This is a genomic window from Caballeronia sp. LZ029, from assembly GCF_031451275.1.
Lineage (GTDB): Bacteria > Pseudomonadota > Gammaproteobacteria > Burkholderiales > Burkholderiaceae > Caballeronia > Caballeronia jiangsuensis.
Map to the genome: position 1 here is coordinate 138,194 of NZ_JARUXO010000003.1, position 26,002 is coordinate 164,195.

Sequence of the window (26,002 nt, forward strand, 5' to 3'; positions counted from 1 at the left end):
TCAGAACGCCGCGCGAATCACGCCGCCGTCCGCGCGCAACGCCGCGCCGTTCGTCGCCGATGACAGTTCCGAGCACACATACGCCACCATGTTCGCGATTTCCTCGGGCGTGATGAAGCGCTTGAGAATCGACGTCGGACGCGCTTCCTCGAAGAACTGCGTCTCGAAGTCGTGAAAGCTCTTGCCGCCCGAGAGCTTTTCGACGAAATCGGTGACGCCTTCGGAACTCGTCGGCCCCGGCAGCACCGAATTGACCGTGACGCCCGTGCCCTCGCAGGTTTCCGCGAGGCCGCGCGCGATCGAAATTTGCGCCGATTTCGTCATGCCGTAGTGAATCATCTCGACGGGAATCTGGATGCCGCTTTCGCTGCTGATGAACACGACGCGGCCCCAGTTCTGCTCCTTCATCTTCGGCAGATACGCGCGCGCGAGCCGCACGCCCGACATCACGTTGGCGTTGAAGAAGCGCAGCCATTCCTCGTCGGCGATTTCCTCGAACGGTTTCGGATCGAAGATGCCCATGTTGTTGACGAGAATATCGACCTGCGGAAAGCGCTTCACGAGTTCCGCGACCTGCGCGGCGTCCGAGACGTCGCCGGCGAAGCCTTCGGCCTGCGCGTTCGGCACGAGTTCGCGCAGCTTCGCGAGCGCGGCATCGACGGAGGCCTGCGAACGGCCGTTGACGATCACGCGCGCGCCTTCGCGCGCCAGCGCCACGGCGATCGCATGACCGATGCCTTTGGTCGATCCGGATACCAGCGCGAGCCTGTTGGCGATCTTGAGATCCATCTGTGCTCCTTCGAACGAGTTTGCGGATTGCGTCGACGCGCCTGCGCGACGGGTTCCGAGGATGGTAACCATAAGCGGCGCGGTTTGCAGCAACCGTGCGCATCATTGAAGATATAAACTGCACTTAGGAGCTTTCTAGTTAGGATAGCAGAATAAAAAAACTATACTGCGCGTAATCGATCTTCTCCCGGTAAGCGTCATGAACGCGCATGTCAAGCCGAAGCCTATCTATGTGGGGTTCAACAACTTCGAAAGTCTGATCATGCACGGGCTTCTATCTGTCCGAGGATTACGCGTTCCAGTCTGAGCCATCAGGGCAGCATGAAATTCGAAGGCAGCTTCGGCCGCTGGTTCGAATCGAGGCGCAACGAAGCCGGTCACAACACGCCTGGATAGTGAGCGTCAATCCGATCGATCCGCTGGGTTCCAGAATCCGCGTAAGCCTTGTCCCACGGGCGTCAGCAGCGCGTGAAACCCCGCGACATAAATGCTCGATAGCCTCCGTCGCGGCCATCGCCCATAGTTGCGTCTGCGTGATCGAGAACGAAAGCAGCAGCGAGAACCGAGAGCCGTGTCACGCATCCACGAATCCACACATTAATCGCCGGCGCGGCCGGCACGGAGGCGCAACATGTCCAGCTCGATCAAATTCTCGTCGCTCAACGCGGTCTTCAAGAAAGCGCGCGGCGCGGCGCTGGCAGGCTTGGTCGTCGGCACGGCGCTGCTCGCCGGCTGCGCGAGCAATCCCGCGCAGGCATCGGGCCAATACAACCAGTACGGCGGCCAATATGTGCAGACCGTCGCGGCCGCGCCCGCCGTGCGTCCCGACAACATCTACGTCTACACCTTCGCGAGCGATGCGAGCGAGGTCAAGCTCGACAACCACGGCCTGATCTCGAAGATCGGCTCCGCGATGTCCGGTGACTCGCAGGCGCAGAAGCAGGCGCAGGACGCCGTCGCGGCGCGCGAGGAAGTCGCGAACGAGATCGTCGCGAAGCTCCAGTCGATGGGTCTGCGCGCGATCCGCGCCGACGTGCCGCCGCCGCAAGACCAGAACGTGCTGGTCGTCGAAGGCAGCATCAACACGATCGACGCGGGCAATCGCCGCCGCCGCATGGTGATCGGCCTGGGCGCGGGCGAAAGCAAGGTCGGCGCGACCGTGCAGCTCGTCTTCAAGCCGGCGCATGGCGCGCCGCAACTGCTCGAACAGTTCGACGCGAAAGCCGACAGCGGCCACGCGCCCGGCGTCGCGGAAATGGCGGGCGTCGGCGCGGCGGCGGGGCATGTCGCGAGTTCGCTGGCGGTGTCGGGCGGGCTGCATGCCGTGTCGGAGACGAAGCACGCGGGCGTGTCGTCCGACGAGAAGCGTCTCGGCGACACCATCGCCAAGCAGATCGCCAAGCTCGGCCAGGAACAGGGCTGGATGCCGGCGAAGAGTTGATCGAAGCGCAGCGAAGTCGAAACATGCGCGGTCCGGAACCTGCTTGCACTATGATTCCGGACGAATGTTCGCTTTGCGAGGCCCACGCATGCCGACGATTGCCCTGATTATCCTGACCGTTGTAGTGACGCTCGTCGTCGTGCTGGTGATCGCGAATCTGACGAGCGGCGAGAAAAAGATCGAGCACAAGATCGAACGGCTCTACACGAGCGACGATCCGCAATTCATCCGTTCGATGGGCCTGCTGCTCGGGCCGCCCGTCATCGGCGGCAACCGCTTCGAGGTGCTCGTGAACGGCGACGCGATCTTCCCGTCGATGCTCGAAGGCATCCGCGGGGCGCGCGAAACCATCACCTTCGAGACCTTCATCTACTGGTCGGGCGCGATCGGCGAGGACTTCGCGCGAGCGCTGTCCGACAAGGCGCGCGCGGGCATCGCGGTGCACGTGCTGCTCGACTGGGTCGGTTCGTCGAAAATGGACAAGCGCTATCTGAAGATGCTGCGCGACGCGGGCGCGGAGGTCATCCAGTATCACAAGCCGCACTGGACGGGGCTCGGGCGCATGAACGACCGGACTCACCGCAAGCTGCTCGTGATCGACGGGCACATCGGATTCACGGGCGGCGTGGGCATCGCGGAGGAATGGACCGGGCACGCGCAGGACGAGAAGCACTGGCGCGACACGCATTTTCGCGTCGAAGGCCCCACGGTCGGGCAGATGCAGGCGGTCTTCATGGACAACTGGATCAAGGTGACGGGCAACGTGCTGCACGGGCCGACCTACTTTCCGCACATCGAAGCCGTGGGCGAAGGCTGCGCCCATATGTTCAGCAGCTCGCCCTCGGGCGGCAGCGACGACATGCAGTTGATGTATCTCATGGCGATCACCGCCGCCACGCGCTCCATCCACTTGTCGAGCGCGTACTTCGTGCCGGACAAGCTGACCATCAACGCGATCGTCGAGGCGGCGAAGCGCGGCGTGCGCGTGCGCATCATCACGCCGGGCAAGCGCATCGACACGCACACAGTGCGCGAGGCGTCGCGTGCGTGCTGGGGCGACCTGCTCGCGGCGGGCGTCGAAATGTACGAATATCAGCCGACGATGTTCCACTGCAAGCTCATCGTCGTCGATGAATATCTCGTGTCGGTCGGCTCGACCAACTTCGACAGCCGTTCGTTCAAGCTCAACGACGAGGCCAACCTCAATATCTACGATCGCGATTTCGCGCGCCAGCAGACAGTGATTTTCGATGAAGACGTCGGCCGCGCGAAACGTATCACGCTCGACGACTGGCGCCGCCGTCCGCTCACCGAAAAGCTGCTGGAGCGCGTCGCCGCGCTGCTCGATTCGCAGCTTTGACGCGTGCGGAAAGCGCATTGCGAATATTTCCCGTCCGGGGCTAAAGATCGTCGGACGTAAGCCGATAAGACGCTCACGCAATCGAGTCTTCGGGCTATTCGCAACTATGCACGGCACATACAACCTCTGGCTGGTCGCGACATCGCTCGTAGTCGCGACGCTCGCCTCTTATACCGCGCTCGACATCTCGGGCCGGATCGCCTCGCTCGCGCAATCGCGCGTCCGGCACATCTGGCTCGCGGGCGGGGCGGCGTCGATGGGCATCGGCATCTGGTCGATGCATTTCATCGGCGTGCTCGCCTTCGAACTGCCGATTCCGCTCGGCTACGACTTCAAGATCACGGCCGGGTCGCTCGGCATCGCGGTGCTCGTGTCGTTCTTCGCGCTCTTCGTCATCACGAGCAGACGGCTGACGGCGCGACGCCTCATCGCGAGCAGCCTGCTGATGGGCGCGGGCATCGCGGCGATGCACTACACCGGCGATGCCGCGATGCGCATGCAGCCGGCGATCGTGTACGACCCGCGCCTGTTCGCCGCATCGATCGCAATCGCGGTGATCGCATCGGGCGCGGCGCTGTGGATCGCGCACACGCTCTCGGACGCGAACCAGACGAACGTGCTGGGGAAGCGCGCGGGCGCGGCGCTGGTGATGGGCATCGCGATCACCGGCATGCACTACACGGGCAATGCGGCGGCGGAGTTCCTGCCGGGCTCGATCTGCGGCGCGGCCAACGACGTCGATGCGAACTGGCTTGCGACGACCATCGTGCTGTTCACGCTGGCGATTCTGATCATCACGCTCGTGCTGTCGCGCTTCGACGCGCGCACGGCGCTGCTCGCCGGCTCGGTGTCGCGACTGAATGGCCAGATCGTGCGCATGGCGACCTTCGACACGCTCACCGACCTGCCGAACCGCCGCACCATGAACGAGCGCGTCGATCGCGCGATCAGGCACGCGAAACATAGCGGCAGCCGCTTCGCGATTCTCTTCATGGACATCGACGGCTTCAAGACCATCAACGATTCGCTCGGCCATACGGTCGGCGACGAAGTGCTCAAAGCGTTCGCGCGGCGCCTGCAGGAATGCGTGCGCGGCGGCGATACGGTGGCGCGCCTAGGCGGCGACGAGTTCGTCGTGATGCTGGAAAACCTGCACGCGCCGACCGATGCCGAGAAGATGGCCGAGCGCATCCTCGAAGCGATGAAACAAGGCCTGCTCGTCGGGAATCATCCGTTGCAGGTGATGCCGAGCATCGGCATCGCGCTTTATCCGCAGGACGGCGACAGCGTCGAATCGCTGCTCAAGCACGCGGACGTGGCGATGTACGAGGCGAAGCGCGGCGGGCGCAGCACGTACCGTTTCTTCGAGGCCAGCATGAACGAGGCGGCGGTGCGCACCTTGCAGATACAGCAGGCGCTGCACGAGGCGTTGAACGGCGGTCATTTCTATCTGCTGTTCCAGCCGAAGTTCCGCGGCAGGAGCGGCGAGCTGGCGGGCGCGGAGGCGCTGATCCGGCTGGATCATCCGGAGATCGGCACGCTGACGCCGCTCGAATTCATTCCGATTGCGGAACGTTCCGGTCAGATCGTGCAGATCGGCTACTGGGTCGTGCGCGAAACCTGCCGGCACCTTGGGCGCTGGCGCGCGGAAGGACGTCCGTCGGTGAAGGTGGCGATCAACCTGTCGCCACGGCAGTTGCACGAGGCGGATCTCGTCGAGAACATCATGGCGATCGTGCGCGAGGAAGGCGTGCAAAGCGAGCAGATCATGTTCGAGATCACCGAGACGGTGGCGATGCAGGACGCGCCGCGCACCATCGAGATGATCCGCGCGTTTCAGGACAATGGTTTCGAGATCGCCATCGACGATTTCGGCACGGGGTATTCGAGCCTCGCCTACTTGCAGCGTTTTCGCGCGAAGCAGTTGAAGATCGACCGCTTCTTCACGAACGGACTCGACGAGAACGGGCAGGAAGGGCGCGCGATCGTCTCGGCGATCATCGCGCTCGCGCATTCGCTCGATATGGATGTGGTCGCGGAAGGCGTGGAGACGGGCTCGCAGTTGGACCGATTGCAGGACATGATGTGCGACGAGATGCAGGGCTTTTTGCTGGCGATGCCGCTTTCGGCCGATGCGTTCGGGGTGATGCTGGAGCGGGGGGAGGTGAGTGTGTAGGGTGGGAGCGGCTTGGGCCGAGCCGTCCTCCGACACTGACTAACAATATTACTTAGCCATCCTTTCATCTGTGCAAAAATCCTCACGCCGCGACGAGGCATCATCGCGGCGTAATCGAAGAGGCTAATAGAACAGAGAGGCCAGGATGGTCAAGGGAAGTGCGCCGCATGTCTTGAGTTTCATCAACCTCAAAGGCGGTGTCGGCAAGACGACAACGGCGGTTGCCGTTGCGGAGATTCTCGCGCATGAACTGAAGCAGCGCGTGTTGCTGATCGATCTCGATCCACAGACCAATGCGACCGTGAATCTGATCACGGAGGAGGCGTGGGACGAACTCGACCGGGAAGGGCGCACCATCGCGCAACTGTTCAGCGACAAGATCAATCATCACCTGCCGCCGCGCTTCGATATCGAGCGTTCGATCGTGCGCGGCGTGTCCACGATCAACGGCGGCATCAGGTCGCTCGATTTATTGCCGTCGAGCATTCGGCTGATCGATCTGCAAGACCTCATCCCCACTATCGCCATGGCCGGAAACTACACGGTCAATCCGCGCGATATCCTGCGCATCGCGTTGCAGCCGGTGATCGACCGCTATGACTACGTCATCATCGATTGTCCGCCGAGCCTCGGCACGGTCACGAAGAACGGGCTCAACATTTCAGGCGGCTATGTCATCCCGACGATTCCCGACATCGTGTCGACATGGGGCATCTACCAGATCGTGGAGAAGGTGCGCCAGTTTGCGGAAGAGGTGAATCAGCCGATCGAGCCGCTCGGGATCGTCGCGACGAAGGTGCAGGGCAACAATCTGCATGAGCGCGTGATGACCGATCTCTCGCACCGCCGATTGGGCAAATTTGCGGAATCGGATGTCGCGCAGCCCCGGTTCTTCAAAAACACGATTTCACAGTCCGTCGCGGTCGCGCGTGGTGCAGACCCGGAGGCGGATTTGCGAACCTTCAACGGCAAGTACGGTAACCCGGCGTGCGAGCAGTTGCTGCGACTGACACTGGAGATTCACGAACTATGTCGAGCGAAAGTCCGCTGATCGAAGTGCTGCGAGGAGTCGTCGGAGGCTTCATCGACATCGTCGCCGCCGAAGCCAGGCGCAATCCGGACTTCGCAGCGCAACTCGAAACGCAACTCGAAGCGCTATTGCGCCCGCTTCGGGACACTGGCGCGGCGCGTCCGAAAGCGGCCGCGAAGCGTCCGGCCATCGATATCCCCGACGTGCACGCCGAACTCGCGGCGCGCGGCGATGAAGACTTCCGCGCGTGGCTATGCGCGCAGCCCGCAGATGTCCTCAAGGCCATCATCCGCCGACAGGACCTCGATCCCTCGCGCCGCTCTTCGAAATGGAAAGACGAGAAGAAACTGGCGAACTTCATCGCGGACGGGTTGCGCAGCCGCCTGTCACGAGGCTCGGCGTTCATCGGCCGGACACACGACCAAGACTGACGCCCTCAATCCATCGCCGCATGCGCAACCGATTCATCCGCGCCACTCTTGCCCGCCGGCCGGATCAGCAACAACAACGGCACCACCAGTAACGTCGCGACGAACATCAGCTTGAAATCGTTGAGATACGCGATCATCGACGCCTGCTGCGTGATGGTCTGATTGAGCATCGCCATGTCCTGCATGGAGCCGCCGGACAGGATCGACTGCATCGCCGGATTGAACGGCGTCACCTGCGCGGCGAGGTCCGCGTGGGCGACCTGCGTGTTGCGCGTCATCAGCGTCTGCACGATCGAAATGCCGATACTGCTGCCGATATTGCGCATGAGGCTGTAGGTGGCGGTGCCGTCGGCGCGCAGCTCGGGCGTGAGCGTCGAGAACGTCAGCGCCGACAGCGGCACGAACACGAGCCCCAGCCCGAAGCCCTGGATCACGCCCGGCCACACGATATCCGACGCCGACAGCACGATCGTGTAATGCATCATCTGCCAGAGCGCCAGCGCAGAAATCAGGAAGCCCGACAGCAACAGCAGACGCGCATCGATGTGCTTCAGAAGCCGCCCCGCGACGAGCATCGCGATCATCGTGCCCGCGCCGCTCGGCGCCGTGACGAGGCCCGTCGTCGCGACGGGATAGTTCATCAGGTTCTGCAGCATCGGCGGCAACAGCGCGCGCGTCGCGTACATGACCGCGCCGATCACGAAGATGAAGCACGTGCCCGTCGCGAAGTTGCGATCCTTCAGCAACTGGTATTTGAAGAACGAGCGCGCGCCGGCCGTCGCCGTATGCGCGATGAAGAAAACGAAACTGAGCGCCGCGAGCAGCGCCTCGATGCGGATTTCCATCGACCCGAACCAGTCGAGCTGTTCGCCGCGATCGAGCATTGCCTGGAACGCGCCGATCGCAAGGCCGAGCGTCGCGAAGCCGAACGCGTCGAACTTCACCGCGCGCCGCGCGGCCTGCGCGGGCAGGAACGTCGTCACGCCGAAGAGCGCGAACGCGCCGATCGGCACGTTGATGAAAAACACCCAGCGCCAGTTGTAGCTGTCGGTGAGCCAGCCGCCGAGCGTCGGACCGAGAATCGGCCCAACCATCACGCCCATGCCCCAGACGGCCATCGCCTGGCCCTGTTTCTCGCGCGGATTGATGTCGAGCAGGATCGACTGCGACAGCGGCACGAGCGACGCCCCGAAAACGCCCTGCAACAGCCGCGACGCGACGATCTGCGCCAGCGTCTCCGACAGCCCGCAAAACGCCGACGCCACCGTGAAGCCCGCAATCGAAATGCACAGGAGCTTTTTCACGCTCAACCGGTCGGAAAGCCAGCCGGTGAGCGGCGTCGCGATCGCCGCCGCGACGATGTAGGACGTCAGCACCCACGTGATTTCGTCCTGCGACGCCGACAGGCTGCCCTGCATATGCGGCAGCGCGACGTTCGCGATCGTGCTGTCGAGCGTCTGGATCAGCGTCGCGAGCATGATCGAGACGGTCAGCATGCCGCGGTTCAGGGGCGCCGCGGCGCTTTCCGTGGAGACTTCGGAGGACATGGACGTGGCCGCGAACGGGCGGCGTTTGTAAGTAGGGTGATGATAAGCAGGCTTATTATAGGCCGTGCGCGACGCGGCGCAATCGGTCAATTACCGGGTGCGCGCCGACTGCACGCATCGAAAGCTCTTACATATAATCGCGCGATGGAAACCCAACTCGACAAACGCTTCGGCTTTCTCGTCGCGGACGTGGACCGCCTGTGCGGCAATCGTTTCGACGTATTGGCGAAGTCATCGCTCAATCTCACGCGCGCGCAGTGCCGCGTGCTGGCCTATCTTTCGCATTACGGCGAAGTGAATCAGGCGCGGCTCGCGGAACTGCTCGAAGTCGCGCCGATCTCCGCCGGACGTCTGCTCGACCGCATGGAAGAGGGCGGATGGATCGAGCGGCGTCTCAATCCCGACGATCGCCGCGAACGCCAGGTCCGCATGACCGCGAAGGCGGAAAAGGCGCTCGACAAGGCGCGGCGCGTCGGCGACGAGATCACGTCGGAGGCGCTCGCGGGTTTCAGCCGGCAGGAGAGCGAGCAACTGATCGCGCTGCTGCAACGGGTGCGCGGAAATCTGAGCCGCATCGTCGACCGGTGAGCGGTCGTGACCGTGTCTGCCGGTTTCGGCGCGTCGTGCTAACGTGCCGCGCGTGGATCGCGGATTGCTTGCGCGATCCACGCAAGCGCTGTTGTCAACTGTCGCCATCCATCCGGAGAAGATCGATCATGAAGAAACGCACCGCACCGTTGGCCGTCCTCGCGCTGTCCGTCGCCGCATTCGTCGCGATACCCGTCGCGCAAGCACAGGACACGGCCGCATCCACGCCGAAGCAGATCAAGAAGGCCCAGCGCAAGGAAGCGCGCGCTAAGAAGAACGCCGAGCTGAAGCAATTGGAGCAAAACGGCTACAACCCGGCGGGCGAGCAGACGAACTATCCGCAGAATTTGCAAAACGCGCAGGCGAAGATCAACGCGCAGAAGGCCGGAAAGCCGGCCCCGGCGTCGGCGCCGTGATCGGTCGATCGTAGCGTGAGGACGCGGGACGCTTCCCGCGTTTTCAGTCGAGCTGATACGACAGCGTCGCGTTGATCCGCGGACTGCGCGACGAACTCTCGACCGGTGCGTCGCCCACGGCCTTCGCCACCGACAAATCGATGCTGTAGTGCTTCGCATCCGACACCCGAAAGCCGATGCCCACCGACGACAATCTGCGCGGATTCGCCGTTCCGCCGTGCAGAAACACGCGCGCGGCATCGACCATCACGTATGGCGTGAAGCTTCTGAGATACGTCGTGTCGACGGCGATCGGACGGTTCACTTCGAGCGACGCGCCCCAGCCCGAATCCCCCGACGCCTCGCCCGGCTGATAACCCAGCGCGAACCGCTGCGCGCCGAACGAGATCTGCTCGGAGGTCGGCAGCGTATCGGGCGAATACTGGCCGGTCATCGAAACGACCGTGCCGATTTTCCAGGGCCATTCGTTGCTTTGCGTGTAGCTCGCGCCGGTGCGCACGAACGTCAGTGAAACGGGATTGACCGGCGCATAGCCCGCGATATTGGTTTGCGCGCTCTTCGATGCGCCGAGCACGTCGAACGCCTTCGCGACATTGAAGCTCGCGCGCCGCACGACGCCCGCGCCGATGCCGGTGTAATCGAGCTGCACTTGCGCGACGCGAATCTGCGAGCGCTGCGACAGATAAGGATTGCCCGGCGCGATCGTGTTCTTCAGACGATCTTCGTCGTGCGACGCATACACGGTCGCCGTGCCGACGACGCTGCGCGCATTGCTCAGCATGAACGGATACACGCCGGAAAACGCGAGCTTGTCGTTCACGACCGTGCGCTCGATATAAGAGGGAAGCCCCGGATTGTCGACGGGATGGCCGTGGTAATGCGAGGCATCGATCTTCGCTGTGATGCCGTCGGCGCCGATGGGCAACGCGCCGTTCACCGCGTAATACGTCTGATCGTCGCGGCCTTTGGGCAGCAGCGCGGAAGCCGTCAGCGACTCGCCGAGGCCGAGCATGCCGTTTTCCGTCGCGCTGAGAATGCCCTGCACGCCCGGATGATTGAAGTCGATGCCGGTGCTGACATTGAACGGCTTGCGTTCGACATCGAGTTCGAGCGCGGTCGCGCCGTCGGTGTTCTGCGGCGGCGCGACGGTCGCTTTGGTCTTCACGCCCGGAATCATCCCGAGCACGTTGATATAGCGCTCGAAGCTCGCCTGCGTGAGCGGCCGGTCCGCTTGCAGACGCTCTGCGACCGCGCGGATGCGTTTCTCCGCCGCGCCCGCATTGCCCTTCACGACGACCTTCGCGATATATCCCTCGACGATGGTCACGCGCACGACGCCGTCCTGAAACGTCTGCGCCGGCACGAACGCGAACGACAGCGCGTAGCCGTGCTCCTTGTAGAGCGCGGTGACGCCGTTCGCGGCCTCGATCAACTGACCGATGGTCACGTCCTTGCCGACGAACGGCGTGAAGCGCGCGGCGATCTGCGCGAACGGCAGCGCCTTCACCCCTTCGATCTCGATCTTCGTCGGCGTGAGATGACGCGCGAGCAGCGCATCGAGCGCGGGGGCGGGCGGCGCGACGCTCACCGAGACGGGCGCTTTGGGCGGCGCGTTGACCTGCGGCAGCGCGTCGAGCGGATTGCCGCCCAGATTCGCGCGCGGCGCGGGCGGGGTCTGAGCGTAGGCGTGATGCGATGCGATCGGCGCCGCAAGCGCGGCGAGCATGAGCGCCCGTGTCCATTCACGGATCTTCATTGTGATGCCCTCGTAGGGTTGCGAGAACGTCGTTGCGTTCTTCGTCGATGCGGGAAGCGAGGCCGTTCATCGACCTCGCGACCCGGTGAGCGTGATGACTAGCGCCGCGTGCCTCCCAACACGCCGCCGACGAGCGAGCCCACCGCGCCCAGCAAGCCGGTGTTGTTCGCGCTGCCGTTGGTGGCGCTGCCGGTGTTGTTGCCGGTGGTCGTCGAAAGACCCGCGCCCGCGCCCGCGCCCGCCGTCGCCGATCCCTGGTTGGCCGCGACGCTCACGCCGACCACGCCTGTCACCGATGTCACGGTGCCGAGCACGGAGCCTGCGGCGCCCGGCGAGCCGGTCAATGCGCCGACGACGCCGGTGACAGGCGCGAGCACGCCGCCTGTTGCGCCTGTTGCGCCGGTCGCGCCCGTCAGTCCGCCGACGACTCCCGTGACGGGCGCGAGCACACCGCCCGCACCCGATCCGCTCACCCCGCCGAGCACGCCTGTCAGCGGCGCGAGCGGACTCGCACCCGGCGCGCCGTGCACCAGTCCGCCCGCCGATGCCACCGTCTGTCCCGTCGTCGATACGAGATTGCCGACGCCCGCCGTGACCGGATTGCCGCCCGTCGCGGCGATGTTCTTGCCCGCGTTGTTGAGCGTGCCGCCGAGCGTCGTCAGCAGAGTGTTGACGGGCGTGCCGAGTCCGGTCGCCGCGCCCACGGTCTGCGTCGTCGAGCCGGCGAGCGCGGTGATCGGCGTGATCGCCTGGCTGGTCGTCTGCGTGAGTTGCTGCACGGGCGCGCTCGTGAGCGTCTGGCCGAGCACGCCGCCCGTCTGCGTGACGGCGTTCCCCGCGATCCCGACGATGCTGCCGACAGGCGTCGTCACGGGCGCGAGCGGCGACAGCGCGCCGCTGCCGACGCTCGACACGAGCGTGCCCGCGCTCGATACCGTCGCGCCCGTCTTTTCGACGACGCCGCCGAGGCTCGCCGCCGTCGTGCCCACCGGATTCGCGCTCGTGCCGATGGTGCCGAGCCCGGCCGAGACGCCATCGCCGAGCGTGGACACAGCCCCGCCGAGATTCGATACGACATCGCCCGCGGCTTTCGTGGTGCCCGCGCCGACGCCGGGCGCGGCCGTCGAGCCGATCGCCGTGCCGACGCCCGATACCGTGCCGCCGGCGGCGGACACCACGTTGCCGGTCTTGTCCGCGACGGCGGCGACGGGTTGCGGGGTCGTGCCGCTGCCCGATCCGCCGCTGCCGCCGCTTCCGCCGCCGGTCCCCCCGCTGCCGCCACCGGTGCTGCCGGTGCTGGTCCCCGAACCGCCGCCCGACCCCGTCCCCGTTCCCGAACCGCTGCCGCCAGCCGAGCCCGAACCGCCGCCATCGCCGGTGGAGATCGCGCCGGACCCCGCGCCCGAACCCGCCGACTTGCTCATCGTTCCTGATCCGCCGCATGCGCTGAGTGCGAGCACGCTGGCGACCGCCGCCGCGACGATCGTCTTCGCCAGGATTTCGCGTCCGATATTCCTCGTATTCATTTGGCCCTCGATGTCTTGTATTGAACGAACCGCGGGCGATTAACTGCATTAGGTGTGCCATCGCACGGACAGAAAAGGTGGTCGATGAATGCGTGGGCGATTTGATCCCGCGCGTCAAGAACTTACGTAAAGGCGTGGGCTTAAGCGGCGCTAGTGAAATCGGTTCCGAAGCGCTTTATGTAACGTTACGAACGATTGGTGGTGTTACGGCGCGACGGGTTACGCGTCGCGCCGTACTGCCGATAAGCAGGAAATAAATGCTCTGCGTCATCGCGCGAAGCAGTTGCTTCTACTGATATTCCGGATACGGTTGCCAAAATGCAGCATTCGTAAAGCGCGCATCCAAATAAACGGTCAGACAATAATTGATTTTGAGATAGGCTTGCGTTATAAATCGGCTAACCGAAACCTCTTTCCCTGGCAAACGTTCGCGAGGTGTTATCGAGAGAGAAGAAGGCGACAAAAAATCAGAGTTGTAATGCACATTCGACGTGTGGTCCGGGCGGAGGCGTTGCACGCGCCTGCCCGACGCACGGCGGAAAAACATATGCGGCCAGAGAGAAGCAGCACCAGACCGAGGACATAAAAATGACAGCAAACATCCTGCAATTCATTCGCGACCGCCGCGGGATTACCGCCATCGAATATGGATTGATCGCCGGTGTTCTCGCACTCGGGATCATGACGGCGGTCGGCGATGTCGCCACTCAACTGAAAAGCACGTTCGAGGCGATCAAGACGGAGCTGTCGAAAACCACGTCTTGAAGCGATGAACGGCATTCGCCGTTATTCGACTCGCGCCTGATCGGCTAATCGCGGAAATTCGCGCCGGTTAATTCCGGCGCGGGCATTCCCATTATCGGGCGTCTCTCAATCAAGCATCCGTATTAAACCGGATGAAGGTTTTCGCATTGCCATGCTTTCAATCGAATCCGCGATATTTATCGCCTGGGCGCTCGCGATCGTCATATTCGACTGGCGGCGCAGGCTGATTCCGAATGCGCTCATTATCGTGGGTGCATCGTGCGCGCTCGCGTTTGCCGCCGCGCGTATTTCTCCTTTCGATACGTCCATCGGCGTCGCGTTGATCGGCCTTGCCGCGGGATTCGTCGCGCTGATGCCGTTTCACGTGCTCGGCATGATGGGCGCCGCCGACGTCAAGGCGTTCGCCGTGCTCGGCGCGTGGTGCGGACCGCGCGCGCTCGTCGGGATCTGGGTGGCAGCGAGTCTCGCGGCGTTCGTGCATGCGCTCGTGCTGCTCGCGCGCCGCCGCGCCGTGTTCGCATTGCGCGATCTCCCCGACACGGCGACGCTCGAACAACGCAGGCGCAACAGCACGCCGTACGGTGCGTTGCTGGCGGCGGCCGCTATCGGGCATCTCGCGCTTTTCGCGACCGGAGCGCACGCATGACGCGCCGGCCCGGCCGTCACGCTCAACGCGGCAACATGGCGATCGAATTCGCGATCGTGTTTCCGCTGTTCTTCGCCGTCTTCTACGAGATCGTCACTTACAGCCTCATCTTCGTAGCGCAGCAATCGCTGACGCTCGCGGCCGAAGAGGGCGCCCGCGCCGCGCTGCGCTTTCAGGCGAACGCGCAGAGCGTCGACGACGCCCTCGCGCGCCGCGGCGCCGCTGCCTGCGAGACCGCGAAGGGCCTGACGAACTGGCTCGCGGGCTTCGCGCAATGCACCGCCGCGCCCGCGCCGTGCACGTACGACGCGACGCTGCGCTGCATCGAGATCACGCTCGATTACGGCTACGCGCAACGGCCGCTCGTGCCGACGCTGCCGCTCTTCGATCTGGCGCTGCCCGATGCGCTCGTCGCGCGCGCGATGGTTCAACTCGATCCGGACAACGTGCTATGAGCGCGCGCGTCCGCATCCTTTTTTGATGACGTCATGGCCCATCTCACCCGCACCTTCGCCATCCTCCTGTTCGGGCTCGCGCTCGTCCTGGGCATCTTCGCGGTGATGCTCGCACGCGAACCCGCGCCCGCGCCGGAGCATGACCTCGCGCCCGCGCATGCATCGGCGATGGCGACGCCGCAGCGCCTCGTGCCGGTCGTCGTCGCCGCGCGCGATCTGCCCGCGGGCAAGGCCATCGACGCCGACGCCCTCACGCTGCGCATGCAGGCGGAATCGTCACCGGGCGCGTTCGGCGACAGCGCCGCGCTCGTCGGACGCGTGCCGCTCACGGCGGTGCAAAAGGGCGCGCCGCTGACCGCCGACGTGTTGTCGAGCGGCCTCGCCGATGTCGTCGTGGCGGGCGAGCGCGCGGTGGCCGTGCGCATCGACGAGACGAATGCGGTCGGCAACTACGTGCGTCCGGGCGATTACGTCGATGTGTTCTTCACGCTGAAGCGCGAGGGCGGCGCGGCGAACGGCGATGCCGAGATCGCGGCGACGCAGGCGCGGCTGCTGTTGTCGAAGGTGCGTGTGCTGAGCATGGGCGACGCGTCGCTCGGATCGGGCGAGACCAAAGGAAAAGGCGCGGCTCAGGCGAGCCCGCGCACGGCGGTGCTCGCGATCCGCACCGCCGATATCGACGCGCTCACGCTCGCGGAAAGCGCGGGCCGGCTCGTGCTCGCGCTGCGCAATGCCACCGACGACGAAGCGCCGGCGCCGCCCGCGTTCGCGCCGCTGCATGCATCGGCGCGGCCCGACAGCGCCGCCGATCGCGCAGCCGCAGGCATTTCGCTCGGCACGCTCGCGGGCGCGCGTGTCGCAGCGCGTGCCGTCGATAAGCCGCGCAGCGCACGTCCGCCCGCGAGCGACGAGATCGAAGTGATTCGCGGCGGGCGCGCGGAACGCGTCGCGTATTGAACGAACCGCAGGCCACACATAACGATGACAAGAAAACGGCAACGCAGCACCGGATCGAATCGATGGAAGAGAGCGGCGCTCGCCGCATGTTTGGCGGCTGCGCTCGCCGTCGATGTGTACGCGGCATCGCGCGATGCTTCGCAAGCCGAAGCGCCGTCAGCCGCCGACGCGAACGTCATCGCGCTATCGACGGGCGCGCAGAAGTCGCTCGCACGCGGCCGGACGATCACGCGCGTCGCGGTCGGCGATCCGTCGGTCGCGGATGTGAACGTGCTGAAGGGCGGCGGCGTGCTGCTCGTCGGCAAATCGGCCGGAACGACGAACCTGATGCTGTGGGAACGCGGCCGCGATGCGCCGCTGTCGTACACGGTCGAGGTCGCGGCGGCCGCCAGCGCCGCGCTCGCCGACGCCGACGCGCCGCAAGTGCGCGTGCTGGGAAAAACCGCCGTGCTCACCGGCACCACGCCGACGATGGACAAGCATCAGCGCGCGGTGGCGGCGGCGCGCGCGTCGGTGGGCAAGGACGGCGCGCTCGTCGATGCATCGGCGGTGGCGACGAAAAGCGTCGTCCAGGTCGATGTGAAAGTGGTCGAGTTCAGCAAGACCGTGCTCAAGGAAGCGGGCTTCAATCTGTTCTCGCAGAACCACGCGGGCTTCGCGTTCGGCACCTTCGCGCCGAGCGCGCTCACGAGCGTCACGGGCGGCGCGACCAGTCCGCTCGCCGTGACCGCGACATCGCCGATCGGCTCCGCGTTCAATCTGCTGCTCAACTCGACTTCGCGCGGGCTGTTCGCGAACCTGAGCCTGCTCGAAAGCAACAACCTCGCGCGCGTGCTCGCGCAGCCGACGCTCGTCGCGCTGTCGGGGCAAAGCGCGAGCTTTCTCGCGGGCGGCGAGATTCCGGTGCCGGTGCCGCAATCGCTCGGCACGACGACCATCGTCTACAAGCCCTACGGCATCGGACTTGCGCTGACGCCGACGGTGCTCGGGCCGGCGCGCATCGCGCTCAAGGTCGCGCCCGAGGCGAGCCAACTCGACTTCGCGCACGCGATCACCATCGATGGCGTGTCGGTGCCCGCGCTCACCACGCGACGCGCGGAAACCGCCGTCGAACTCGGCGACGGCGAGAGCTTCGTGATCGGCGGACTGGTCGATCGCGAGACGGCTTCCAACGTCAACAAGGTGCCGCTGCTCGGCGATCTGCCGATCATCGGCGCGTTCTTCAAGACCTTGCAGTACTCGCAGCAGGATCGCGAACTCGTGATTATCGTGACGCCGCATCTCGTCGCGCCGATCGCGAAGAATGCGGCCTTGCCGTCGACGCCGGGCCAGCAATCCGAACAGCGCGACGGTCCGGTGTGGCGCTCGTTCATCGGCGGGGCGCTGTCGTCCGATGCCGCGCCGGGGTTCTCGCGATGAGCGCCGCCGCCGCGCCGCCGCCGCGCTTTCTCTGCGCGAGCCCCGACGCCGCGCGCCGCGACTGGCTGCAACGCGCGCTGGCGGACGCGGGCGCGGTCGACGCCGCGCCGTGCGATGCCGCGGGATTCGTCGCGCGCATCGGTGAAAGCGCGCCGGCGATCGTGTTCGTCGATTTCAGCAACGCCGGCGCGAGCACGCTCGCCGACGCCGCTCGCGATGCCTTTCCCGGCGTGCCGATCGTCGCGCTCGGCACGCTCGAGACACCCGCGCCGGCGCTCGCGGCGTTGCGCGCGGGCGTGCGCGATTTCATCGATATCGGCGGTCCCGGCGACGATGTTCTCGCGATCGCGCAGCGCCTCATCGACGAGCGGCCGCTTGCGCGCGGCGAGCCGCCAAGCCGTCACGGCAAGCTGACGGTGCTGCTCGGCGCGCGCGTCGGCGTGGGCGTGAGCACGCTCGCCGCGAATCTCGCGGTGAGTCTGCAAAGGCGCGGCACGCGGGCGGGCCGCGCGATGGCGCTGCTCGATCTCGGCCTGCCCGCCGCCGACAGCGCGCTTTTGCTCGACATGCGCTGCGAGCTGCATTTCGTCGATGCCGTGCGCAACCTGCGCCGCTTCGACGACACCTTCGTGAACACCGCGTTCGCGCGTCACGCGAGCGGCCTCGCGCTCACCACGCTGCCCGCCGATCTCGCGGAGATGCGCGCGATCTCGTTCGCGTCGGCGGTGAGCACGTTGAATCGGCTGCGCGCGTATTTCGATCATCAGATCGTCGATCTGTGCGGCTTCTCGAATACGGAATTCGTCGGAGAGACCTTGCAGGCCGCGGACGAAGCATGGCTCGTCTGCGATGCGAACGTCGCGTCGGCGGTATCGGCGATGTCGCTGCTCGACGCCTTGCGCCCCGCCGATGAAGACACGCCGCCCGCGAAGATCGGCCTCGTCGTGAACAAGTTCGACGCCGCGCTGAATTTCGGCGCGGACCAACTGGCGCAGCGGCTCGATCTGCCGCTCGTCGGCGTGTTGCCGGAGCGCGCGCAGGCGCTGGGCCGCGCGGTGAATCAGGGCCGCCTGCTCGCCGATTGCGCCGAACGCGATCCCTACGTGCGCGCGCTCGCACCGCTGGTCGCGCGTCTCGCGCGTCTGCATGGCGAGCTTCCCGATGAAGCCGCGCCCGAGCCGAAGGCGCGCGGCGGCGGGCGGCTGAGCGCACGCGCGGCGCTCGATGTCGCGCATCTCCTTCCCAACTTTCTCAGACGGTCATAGACGATGGCTCAGGACTTCAGCAAGGACATCGCGTTCGCGAACGATCTGGCCGAAGACGCCGTCGCGTTCGCGCATTCGCAGCAGTTTCAGGATGTGGCGACGGCGGCGCACGAGCATCTGCTTACGCGCATCGAGGAACTGGGCGCGGAGTTCGGCCGATGGTCGCGTCAGGCGATCCAGCAATTCGTCGATCTGGAGATGGACAGCTTCGTACGTCTGCGGCGCGTGCCGCTGAACGAGAGCGAAGTGCGGCTGGTTGCGGCGGCTTTGACGAAGGAACTCGCGGGCTTCGGTCCGCTGGAAGACCTGCTCGCCGATGCCGCCGTCGAAGACATCCTCATCAACGGCTATAGCGACGTGTATGTGTCGCGTCACGGCATGCTGGAAAAGATTCCGGTGCGTTTCGCGGACAACGCGCATCTGCTGCGCATCGTGCGGCGCATTCTCGCGCCGATCGGACGGCGGCTCGACGAATCCAATCCGATGGTCGATGCGCGCCTGCCCGATGGCGGCCGCGTGAATGTCGTGATCGAACCGCTGTCGATCGACGGTCCTGTCGTATCGATCCGCAAGTTCAGGCGCGATCCGCTGCGCCCCGACGATCTGCTCGCCAACGGCACGTTCGATCAGGACATTGCATCGCTGTTGCAGGCGGCGGTGGACGCGCGCTGCAACGTGCTCGTGTCGGGCGGAACGAGTTCGGGCAAGACATCGCTGCTGAATGCGCTCGCGTTCTTCATTCCTAAGCACGAGCGCGTCGTGACGATCGAGGATACGGCGGAACTCTCGCTGAATCATCCGCATGTGGTGCGGCTCGAAAGCAGGCCCGGCGGTTTCGATGGCGCGGGCGTCGTGTCGATCCGCGATCTGTTGCGCAATACGTTGCGGATGCGGCCGGACCGGATCATCGTCGGCGAAGTGCGCGGCGGCGAAGTGCTCGAAATGCTTCAGGCGATGAACACCGGCCACGACGGCTCGATGGGCACCATTCACGCAAGCTCGCCGCGCGAATGTCTCTATCGGCTCGAAATGCTCGCGGGCTTCGCGGGTTTTCAGGGCACCGAAGCGAGCCTCAGACGACAGATCGCCAACGCGATCGATTTCATCGTGCAGATCGGACGGCTCTCGAACGGGCGGCGGCGCATTCTCTCCGTGACCGAAGTCACCGGCCTCTCCGACAACATCATCGCGATGCAGGAGTTGTATCGCTACGAGCCTTCCGTCGATGCCAGCGGCAACGAAGCAGACCGCTGGGCCTGGCTCGGCATCCATCCGAGTTCGCCGAAGCTCGCGAAGTTCCGGCAGGCGCTCGGCGTCGCGCTGTCGGAAGGCTTCGGGCAATCGGGGCGTTTCGGCGGAGGCTTCAATGTATAGAGCCGTCGCCATCATCGCGATGCTCGCGCTGCTGTGCGCGGCGGCGGCGCTCATGCTGTGGCGGCGCGGCACGCATACGCGCGAGCGCGCGCTGACCGAGCGCTTCGTCGATCGGCAAGTGCAGGCGCCTCGGCCGCAACACGCTCCACGGCCCGTCGCGAGCGCGCCGGCCACGGCGGCGCCGAAGGGTGTCGCGTCCGGCATCGCGCGTGGGCGTGCGGCGTTCGCGAATCTGATGCATCGCGCGGGCATCGAACGTCCGCGCGGGCTCGCGGGCACGACGCTCGGCATCGCCGCGTGCGCCGGGCTCTGGTGCGCGCTGCGCGCCGGTCCGGTGATCGGCGCGGGCGTCGCCGCGCTCGTGCTCGCCGCCGTGTATGCATGGCTCGCGTGGCGCGCGCAGAAGCGCCAGCAGCGCATCGTGCGGCAACTGCCGCCGTTTCTCGATGGCATCGTGCGCATGATCGTCATCGGCCATAGCGTGCCCGCCGCGTTTCAGGCCGCGCTCGCGAGCGCCGAAGCGCCGCTTTCCGACTGCCTCCAGCGCGCGCTGCCGATGTTGCGCACCGGCGCGCAGATCGATCACGCGCTCGGCGCGGTCGCGCGGATGTATCGCGTGCGCGAGCTGGAGCTCGTCGGCTCGGTGCTGCGCGTATCGGTGAAATACGGCGGCCGCTCCGACGTGATGCTCGACCGCATGGCCGCGATGATGCGCGATCTGGAGCAGGCGAGCCGCGAGCTGGTCGCGCTGTCGACGGAAACGCGGCTGTCGTCGTGGGTTCTCGGACTCCTGCCGATCCTGCTCGGCGCGATGGCGATCGTGACCAATCCCGCCTATTTCGATGCGATGTGGAGCGACGCGCTCGGCAAGCGCCTCGTATATGTCGCCATCGCGCTTCAGATGCTCGGCGCATGGTTGCTGTACCGGCTCGCGAGGCTCAGGACATGAACATGACGCCCGCCTTGCTCGGCGCTTTCGCGCTCGCAGCCGCCGCGCTCGGGGCGGGTCTGTGCGGCGTGCTCGCGCTCGGCCGCTACGCGCGCATGCAGCGTTCGGCGCGCACGCTCGATCATGCGTTGAAGGAGCGCACGACGACGCCGCCCGCGCAGGAGACGACGCCGCGAATAGGCGTAGGCGTGCTCGCCGCGCTCGGCCGCGCGAGCGCCGCGTGGCTCGATACGCCGTTCGGGCGCATCGCGGTCGCGGAGGAGGATCGTAGGCTGCTCGAACGCTGCGGCTATCTCGACGCCGGCGCGCGCGGCCATTTCCTCGCGGCGCGCATCGCGGGGGCGCTCGCGGCGCCGCTCGCATTGCTCGTGTTCGGGCACAGCGCGGCGCAGGGCGCGCGCTTCGTGCTGCTGCTGTTCATGGCGCTGTCGGCGGGCTTCATGGCGCCGAAGTGGTTCGTGCGCCGCCGCGCGAACGCGCGTCAGAGTGCGGTGAACGGCGAACTGCCGATGTTCGTCGATCTGTTGCGGCTCCTGCAAGGCGTCGGGCTGTCGCTCGATCAGAGCCTGCAAGTGATGATTCAGGACTTCAGGAACGTGCTGCCCGTGCTGTCGATGGAACTCGCGCTCGCGCAGGCGCAGTTCGCCACCGGCCGCACTCGCGAGCAGTCGATGAAGCGCCTCTCGACGAGTTACGACAACGAGGATCTCGCCGCGATCGTGCGGCTCATCGTTCAGGTCGAAAAGCATGGCGGCGCGGTGCAGGAGCCGCTTAAGCAATTCGGCGACCGCCTGCGCGAAACGCGCCGCGCGCGGCTGCGCGAGCGCATCGGCAAGCTCACCGTGAAGATGACGGGCGTCATGGTCATCACGCTCCTGCCTGCGTTGCTGATCGTCACGGCGGGGCCGGGCTTCATCGCGGTGGTGCGTTCGCTGTCGGCGCTTCATCGATAAAGGGATGCTCATGATTCGTGCACTCGTTTTGCCCCTGATCTGCGCGACGCTCGCCGGCTGCGCGACGAAGCAGGAAAACGGCTATGGCGTCGGCATTCAGGCCGAGCGTCAGGCCGCGCTCGATCAGGCGCAGCAGAAGGACGCCGCGCCCGATACGCCCGGCATGTATCTCGCGCTCATCGACCGGATGCAGACGCAGGGGCTCTGGTTCGCGTCGCTCGCGCATATCGACGCATACGAGCAGCAATACGGCGAATCGCCCGACACGATTCTTCTGCGCGCCGACGCGCTGCGGCAGACCGGCCAGCCCGACGCGAGCGCCGCCGCCTATGCGCGCCTTGCCGGCACGCCGCTCGCCGCGCGCGGCCTGCGCGGTCTCGGCCTGCTCGCGGGCGAGGCGGGCGATTTCGCGGGCGCGACGCAGCGCTTCGAGGCCGCATCGACGCGTGCGCCGACCGATGCGCTCACGCTGTCCGATCTCGGTTACGCGCGGCTGCGCATGGGCGATGTCGCGGGCGCGCGCGTGCCGCTCATGAAGGCCGCCGAACTCGCGCCGAACAATCCGAAGATCCTGAGCAACGTCGCGCTGTTTCTGCTCGCGAGCGGCCAGGCGGCGAACGCGCAGGGCCTGATGACGCAGCAGAAGTTTTCGGCGGATGTGCAGCAGGCGATTCGCGGCGATGCGAAGCGCGTCGCCGATGCGGCGCGCGCAAGCGTCGCGTCACGCTGATATCGACGATGAGGAGAAGCGGATGAAACGAATCGGCATGCTCGTGCTGTGCATGGCTTGCGGCGCATTGCAGCACACGGCGCGCGCGCAGAGCGCAAGCGAGATCGGCCACGCGACGCAGACCTGGCTCACGCTTCAGGCGAGCAACGCGGCGTCGGCGCCCGCGCAGCCGATGCCCGGCGCGCAGGCGGGCGCGGCCTACGAGCGCTACCTCAAGTCGTTCGACACGCCGATTCCGGCGCGCTACGGCTCTTCGTTCGAAGACGCCGGGCGGCCATCGCTCGACGTGAACTATCGCGACATGAACTGACCGTTGATGACGACGCATCGATACATCGTGTCGGCCCAGCAGCGCCAGCGCGGCGCGGCGGGCACGCTCGCGGCGATCTGGCTCGTGGTCGCCGTCGCCGCGCTCGGTGCGATCGATATCGGCAATCTCTTTTTCGCGCGGCGCAGCCTGCAAAGCGTCGTCGATCTTTCGGCGAGCGCGGGCGCGCAAGTCGTCGATGCCGCCTGCACGCGCGCGACGGCCACCGCGAACGGCAGCGCGACGAGCAACGGCTTCGATCCATCGGCCACGGGCCACGGCCTGACGGTCTCCTGCGGGCGCTGGGACGCGCAGACGAACGCAGCGCCCGACTACTTCTCGACGAGCGGCACGCCTGCCAACGCCGTGAAAGTGACGGCCTCGCGCACGGTGCCTTACTTCTTTCTCGGACCCGCGCGGCAAGTGACGGCGACGGCCATCGCCAAATCGACGGACGTCGGCGCGTTTTCGATCGGCACGACGCTCGCGAGCATCGGCGCGGGCACGGTGAATAGCCTGCTCAATGCGCTCTTCGGCACGAATCTCAATCTGTCGCTGGTGTCGTATCAGGGGCTCGCGGATGCGCGCGTGCGTGTCGGCGATCTCGTCACGGCGGCGGGCGTCGGCACGGTCGATCAACTGCTCGCGACGAAGCTCACCGCCGCGCAGATCGCCAGACTGATGCTCACCGCGCTGCAGACGACGAACGTGGCGAACGCGAATCTCTCGACCGCGCTCGGCGCGATGGGCGCGATCGTCGACGCGAACATCCCCGGCAACCAGACGATTGCGCTCGGCAGCATCGGCGGCGCGCCGGGACTGCTGTCGGTCGGGCTCACGAACACGCAAAGCGCGCTCGATGCCACCGTCAGCCCGCTCGAAGCCTTGCTCGTGACGGCGGAGATCGCGCAGGCGGGCAAGGCCGCCGCGACCGTCGGCGCGGGGCTGACGCTGCCGGGGGTGATTGCGGCGGCGCTCAAGGTGCAGATCGTGCAGCCGCCGGTGCTCGCCATCGGCGAAGCGGGCAAGGACGCGAGCGGCAACTGGCGCACGCTCGCGCGCACCGCGCAGGTGCGTGCGTTCGTCGATGTCAGCGTGCTGCAATTGCCCTTGCCCGTGGGCTTCGGCGGCGCCCAGCCGATGGTGCATCTGCCGCTCTATATCGAAGTGGCGCCCGGCGCCGCGTGGCTCGTGTTGACGCAATGCCAGGGCGCGGCGTCGGCGCGCCGCTCGGTGATCGGCGTGCAGACGGGCATCGCGAACGTCTGCGTCGGCGATACGCCCGCGAACATGGGCGCATTCAGTTGCACGCAGCCCGCCACGCTCGTCACCGTGCCAAATCTGCTGACCGTGAGCCTCGCCGCGAGCCTGCCCGCGACGATGCCCGCGTCCTCCGCGACGCTGTCCTTCGACGGCGTGAGCGGCAACGGCGACGACTATCAGGCGGTTCCGTCGGCGCCGGGCGCGTCGCTCGCCAATGCGCTCTCGGGCCTCGGCGCGAGTCTCTCGGCGCCGGGCGGCCTCGCGGTCACGTCGCCGATCCTGCCGCCCTTGCTGCTCAACACCGTCGCGCCGCTGTTGCTCGGCCTTCTGGTGCCGATGCTCGCGACCGTGCTCACGGGCCTCGATCAGGTGCTCGTGCCTGTCCTGCAACTGCTCGGCGCGCAAGTGGGAACGAGCATGATTCACGACTTGTCGCTCACGTGCGGCGAGTCGCAACTGGCTTATTGAACGACATGAGACAGAACAGCAAAATCGATGGTCTCGATATCCACGTATGGGAGGGCAAGGCCGACGTCGTCGAACGCGTGGTGCGTGCGATGTCGGGTCAGGACGTGGACGTGCTGCGCGCGGACGGCACGTCGATCAGCGCGCCGCGCGAGTCCGACCGTCCCGCGCTCGCGATCATCAGCGTGAGCGTGATCGATGGCGGCGCGTTCGTGTTGCGCGACTGGGAAGCGCGTCATTCGATGCCGGTGGTCTGGGTCGGTGCGGCACCGCGCGAGCGCGATCCGTCGATGTTTCCGCCGGACTATTCGCATATCCTGCCGCTCGATTTCACCGGCGCGGAATTGCGCGCGATGGTCGCGAAGCTCGCGCGGCAACTGCGCGCGCACGGCGAGGACACGCAGGCGTCGCACGCATTGATCGCCCATGCGGAGTGCATGCAGACGCTGCTGCACGAAGTCGATACCTTCGCCGATTGCGACACGAGCGTGCTGCTGCATGGCGAGACGGGCGTCGGCAAGGAGCGCATCGCGCAACTGCTGCACGAGAAGCACACGCGTTATCGCGACGGTCCGTTCGTGCCGGTGAACTGCGGCGCGATCCCCGATGGTCTTTTCGAATCGCTCTTCTTCGGACATGCGAAAGGTTCGTTCACGGGCGCGGTGCTCGCGCACAAGGGCTATTTCGAGCAGGCGAACGGCGGCACGCTTTTTCTCGACGAGATCGGCGACTTGCCGCTCTATCAGCAAGTGAAGCTCCTGCGCGTGCTGGAAGATCAGGCGGTCACGCGCATCGGCTCGGCAACGCCCGTGCGGCTCGAATTCCGGCTCATCGCGGCGAGCAACAAGTGCCTGCCGCAACTCGTGAAGGAAGGCGCGTTTCGCGCGGACCTGTATTACCGTCTCGCGGTGATCGAGCTGAAAATTCCTTCGCTCGAAGAGCGCGGCGGGACCGACGAGATCGCGCTCTTCAAGGCGTTCATCAGCGATGTCATCGGCAAGGAGAAGCTCGATGCGTTGCCCGAGCTGCCGTACTGGCTCGCCGATGCCGTCGCCGATGTGTATTTCCCCGGCAACGTGCGCGAGCTGCGCAATCTGGCGGAGCGTGTGGGCGTGACGGTGCGGCAACTCGGCGCGTGGGACGAAGCGCGCGTGAAGCGCCTGCTCGTGCTCGCACGCAATGCGAGGGCCGCGCCGGAAGGCGGATCGGACTTGCTGGTCGATCGTAGCAAGTGGGACATGAACGAGCGCAATCGCGTGATCGCGGCGCTCGACGCAAACGGCTGGAGAAGACAGGATACGGCGCAGTATCTCGGCATCAGCCGCAAGGTGCTGTGGGAAAAGATGCGCAAGTTCCAGATCTTCGACGAAGAGCCGGAGACACGGCCGATGTAG

At 66.0% G+C, this 26,002-nt stretch carries 23 protein-coding genes and 1 pseudogene; 20 read left to right on the forward strand and 4 right to left on the reverse strand.

Annotation, left to right across the window (positions count from 1 at the left end; all coding sequences use genetic code 11):
• Positions 1 to 789 (reverse strand): SDR family NAD(P)-dependent oxidoreductase, encoded by a 789-nt coding sequence (locus tag QCE73_RS19995; protein ID WP_035509673.1) that lies wholly within the window; start codon positions 787 to 789, stop codon positions 1 to 3.
• A gap of 631 nt (positions 790 to 1,420) precedes the next feature.
• Here QCE73_RS19995 and QCE73_RS20000 point away from each other — a divergent pair.
• The 5 genes from QCE73_RS20000 (at position 1,421) to QCE73_RS20020 (ending at position 7,227) form a co-directional block, all read left to right on the forward strand.
• Complete coding sequence (locus tag QCE73_RS20000; RefSeq protein WP_035509676.1) at positions 1,421 to 2,230, forward strand: DUF4410 domain-containing protein; 810 nt, start codon at positions 1,421 to 1,423, stop codon at positions 2,228 to 2,230.
• An 88-nt stretch (positions 2,231 to 2,318) separates the two neighbouring features.
• Positions 2,319 to 3,590, forward strand: coding sequence for a cardiolipin synthase (cls, locus tag QCE73_RS20005; RefSeq protein ID WP_309883248.1), 1,272 nt, complete (start codon positions 2,319 to 2,321; stop codon positions 3,588 to 3,590).
• A 106-nt stretch (positions 3,591 to 3,696) separates the two neighbouring features.
• On the forward strand, positions 3,697 to 5,766 hold the full coding sequence (locus QCE73_RS20010) for an EAL domain-containing protein (protein ID WP_309883249.1): 2,070 nt from the start codon (positions 3,697 to 3,699) through the stop codon (positions 5,764 to 5,766).
• 145 nt (positions 5,767 to 5,911) lie between these two features.
• Positions 5,912 to 6,817 carry an AAA family ATPase gene (locus tag QCE73_RS20015; RefSeq protein ID WP_309883250.1) on the forward strand — a complete coding sequence of 302 codons (906 nt, stop codon included), beginning with the start codon at positions 5,912 to 5,914 and terminating at the stop codon, positions 6,815 to 6,817.
• Positions 6,796 to 7,227, forward strand: coding sequence for a hypothetical protein (locus QCE73_RS20020; RefSeq protein ID WP_309883251.1), 432 nt, complete (start codon positions 6,796 to 6,798; stop codon positions 7,225 to 7,227). The genes QCE73_RS20015 and QCE73_RS20020 overlap by 22 nt, the downstream gene beginning before the upstream one ends.
• A 5-nt stretch (positions 7,228 to 7,232) precedes the next feature.
• Here the strand turns inward: QCE73_RS20020 and QCE73_RS20025 are convergent, their stop codons facing one another.
• Entirely contained in the window at positions 7,233 to 8,774 is a 1,542-nt protein-coding gene (locus QCE73_RS20025) for a DHA2 family efflux MFS transporter permease subunit (protein ID WP_309883252.1), read from the reverse strand.
• A 144-nt stretch (positions 8,775 to 8,918) separates the two neighbouring features.
• Here QCE73_RS20025 and QCE73_RS20030 point away from each other — a divergent pair, with 144 nt between their 5' ends.
• Positions 8,919 to 9,362, forward strand: a complete 444-nt coding sequence (locus tag QCE73_RS20030; protein ID WP_035509686.1) for a MarR family winged helix-turn-helix transcriptional regulator — start codon at positions 8,919 to 8,921, stop codon at positions 9,360 to 9,362.
• 128 nt (positions 9,363 to 9,490) lie between these two features.
• Entirely contained in the window at positions 9,491 to 9,778 is a 288-nt protein-coding gene (locus QCE73_RS20035) for a DUF4148 domain-containing protein (RefSeq protein WP_035509689.1), read from the forward strand.
• Between the two features lie 43 nt (positions 9,779 to 9,821).
• Here QCE73_RS20035 and QCE73_RS20040 read toward each other — a convergent pair whose 3' ends face one another.
• Both QCE73_RS20040 and QCE73_RS20045 read right to left on the reverse strand, forming a co-directional pair.
• Entirely contained in the window at positions 9,822 to 11,534 is a 1,713-nt protein-coding gene (locus QCE73_RS20040; protein WP_309883253.1) for a POTRA domain-containing protein, read from the reverse strand.
• Between the two features lie 98 nt (positions 11,535 to 11,632).
• The gene (locus QCE73_RS20045) at positions 11,633 to 13,060 is read right to left on the reverse strand and encodes a collagen-like triple helix repeat-containing protein (RefSeq protein ID WP_309883254.1); all 1,428 of its coding nucleotides are present in this window, start codon (positions 13,058 to 13,060) and stop codon (positions 11,633 to 11,635) included.
• A gap of 588 nt (positions 13,061 to 13,648) precedes the next feature.
• Here QCE73_RS20045 and QCE73_RS20050 point away from each other — a divergent pair.
• The 13 genes and pseudogenes from QCE73_RS20050 to QCE73_RS20110 all read left to right on the forward strand — a co-directional run bounded on the left by QCE73_RS20050 (position 13,649) and on the right by QCE73_RS20110 (position 26,002).
• Positions 13,649 to 13,825, forward strand: a complete 177-nt coding sequence (locus QCE73_RS20050) for a Flp family type IVb pilin (protein ID WP_035511817.1) — start codon at positions 13,649 to 13,651, stop codon at positions 13,823 to 13,825.
• 151 nt (positions 13,826 to 13,976) lie between these two features.
• The gene (locus tag QCE73_RS20055; RefSeq protein WP_309883255.1) at positions 13,977 to 14,471 is read left to right on the forward strand and encodes an A24 family peptidase; all 495 of its coding nucleotides are present in this window, start codon (positions 13,977 to 13,979) and stop codon (positions 14,469 to 14,471) included.
• A complete protein-coding gene (locus QCE73_RS20060) occupies positions 14,468 to 14,926 on the forward strand; it encodes a pilus assembly protein (protein WP_309883256.1) in 459 nt (152 codons plus the stop codon). Before QCE73_RS20055 ends, QCE73_RS20060 begins: the two co-directional genes overlap by 4 nt.
• Before the next feature lie 33 nt (positions 14,927 to 14,959).
• A complete protein-coding gene (gene cpaB, locus QCE73_RS20065; RefSeq protein WP_309883257.1) occupies positions 14,960 to 15,883 on the forward strand; it encodes a Flp pilus assembly protein CpaB in 924 nt (307 codons plus the stop codon).
• A 24-nt stretch (positions 15,884 to 15,907) separates the two neighbouring features.
• Complete coding sequence (locus QCE73_RS20070) at positions 15,908 to 17,302, forward strand: type II and III secretion system protein family protein (protein WP_309883258.1); 1,395 nt, start codon at positions 15,908 to 15,910, stop codon at positions 17,300 to 17,302.
• Positions 17,299 to 18,567, forward strand: coding sequence for a fimbrial protein (locus QCE73_RS20075; protein WP_309883259.1), 1,269 nt, complete (start codon positions 17,299 to 17,301; stop codon positions 18,565 to 18,567). The genes QCE73_RS20070 and QCE73_RS20075 overlap by 4 nt, the downstream gene beginning before the upstream one ends.
• 3 nt (positions 18,568 to 18,570) lie before the next feature.
• Positions 18,571 to 19,941, forward strand: coding sequence for a CpaF family protein (locus QCE73_RS20080; RefSeq protein ID WP_309883260.1), 1,371 nt, complete (start codon positions 18,571 to 18,573; stop codon positions 19,939 to 19,941).
• Positions 19,934 to 20,890 (forward strand): type II secretion system F family protein, encoded by a 957-nt coding sequence (locus QCE73_RS20085; protein ID WP_309883261.1) that lies wholly within the window; start codon positions 19,934 to 19,936, stop codon positions 20,888 to 20,890. Before QCE73_RS20080 ends, QCE73_RS20085 begins: the two co-directional genes overlap by 8 nt.
• Before the next feature lie 2 nt (positions 20,891 to 20,892).
• Positions 20,893 to 21,843, forward strand: a complete 951-nt coding sequence (locus QCE73_RS20090; protein WP_309883262.1) for a type II secretion system F family protein — start codon at positions 20,893 to 20,895, stop codon at positions 21,841 to 21,843.
• Between the two features lie 10 nt (positions 21,844 to 21,853).
• A pseudogene (locus QCE73_RS20095) lies at positions 21,854 to 22,555 on the forward strand (pilus assembly protein); the annotation flags it as partial.
• 40 nt (positions 22,556 to 22,595) lie between these two features.
• Entirely contained in the window at positions 22,596 to 22,883 is a 288-nt protein-coding gene (locus tag QCE73_RS20100) for a DUF3613 domain-containing protein (protein WP_404989792.1), read from the forward strand.
• Between the two features lie 6 nt (positions 22,884 to 22,889).
• Entirely contained in the window at positions 22,890 to 24,611 is a 1,722-nt protein-coding gene (locus QCE73_RS20105; RefSeq protein ID WP_309883263.1) for a TadG family pilus assembly protein, read from the forward strand.
• Between the two features lie 5 nt (positions 24,612 to 24,616).
• Positions 24,617 to 26,002 carry a sigma-54 dependent transcriptional regulator gene (locus QCE73_RS20110; protein WP_309883264.1) on the forward strand — a complete coding sequence of 462 codons (1,386 nt, stop codon included), beginning with the start codon at positions 24,617 to 24,619 and terminating at the stop codon, positions 26,000 to 26,002.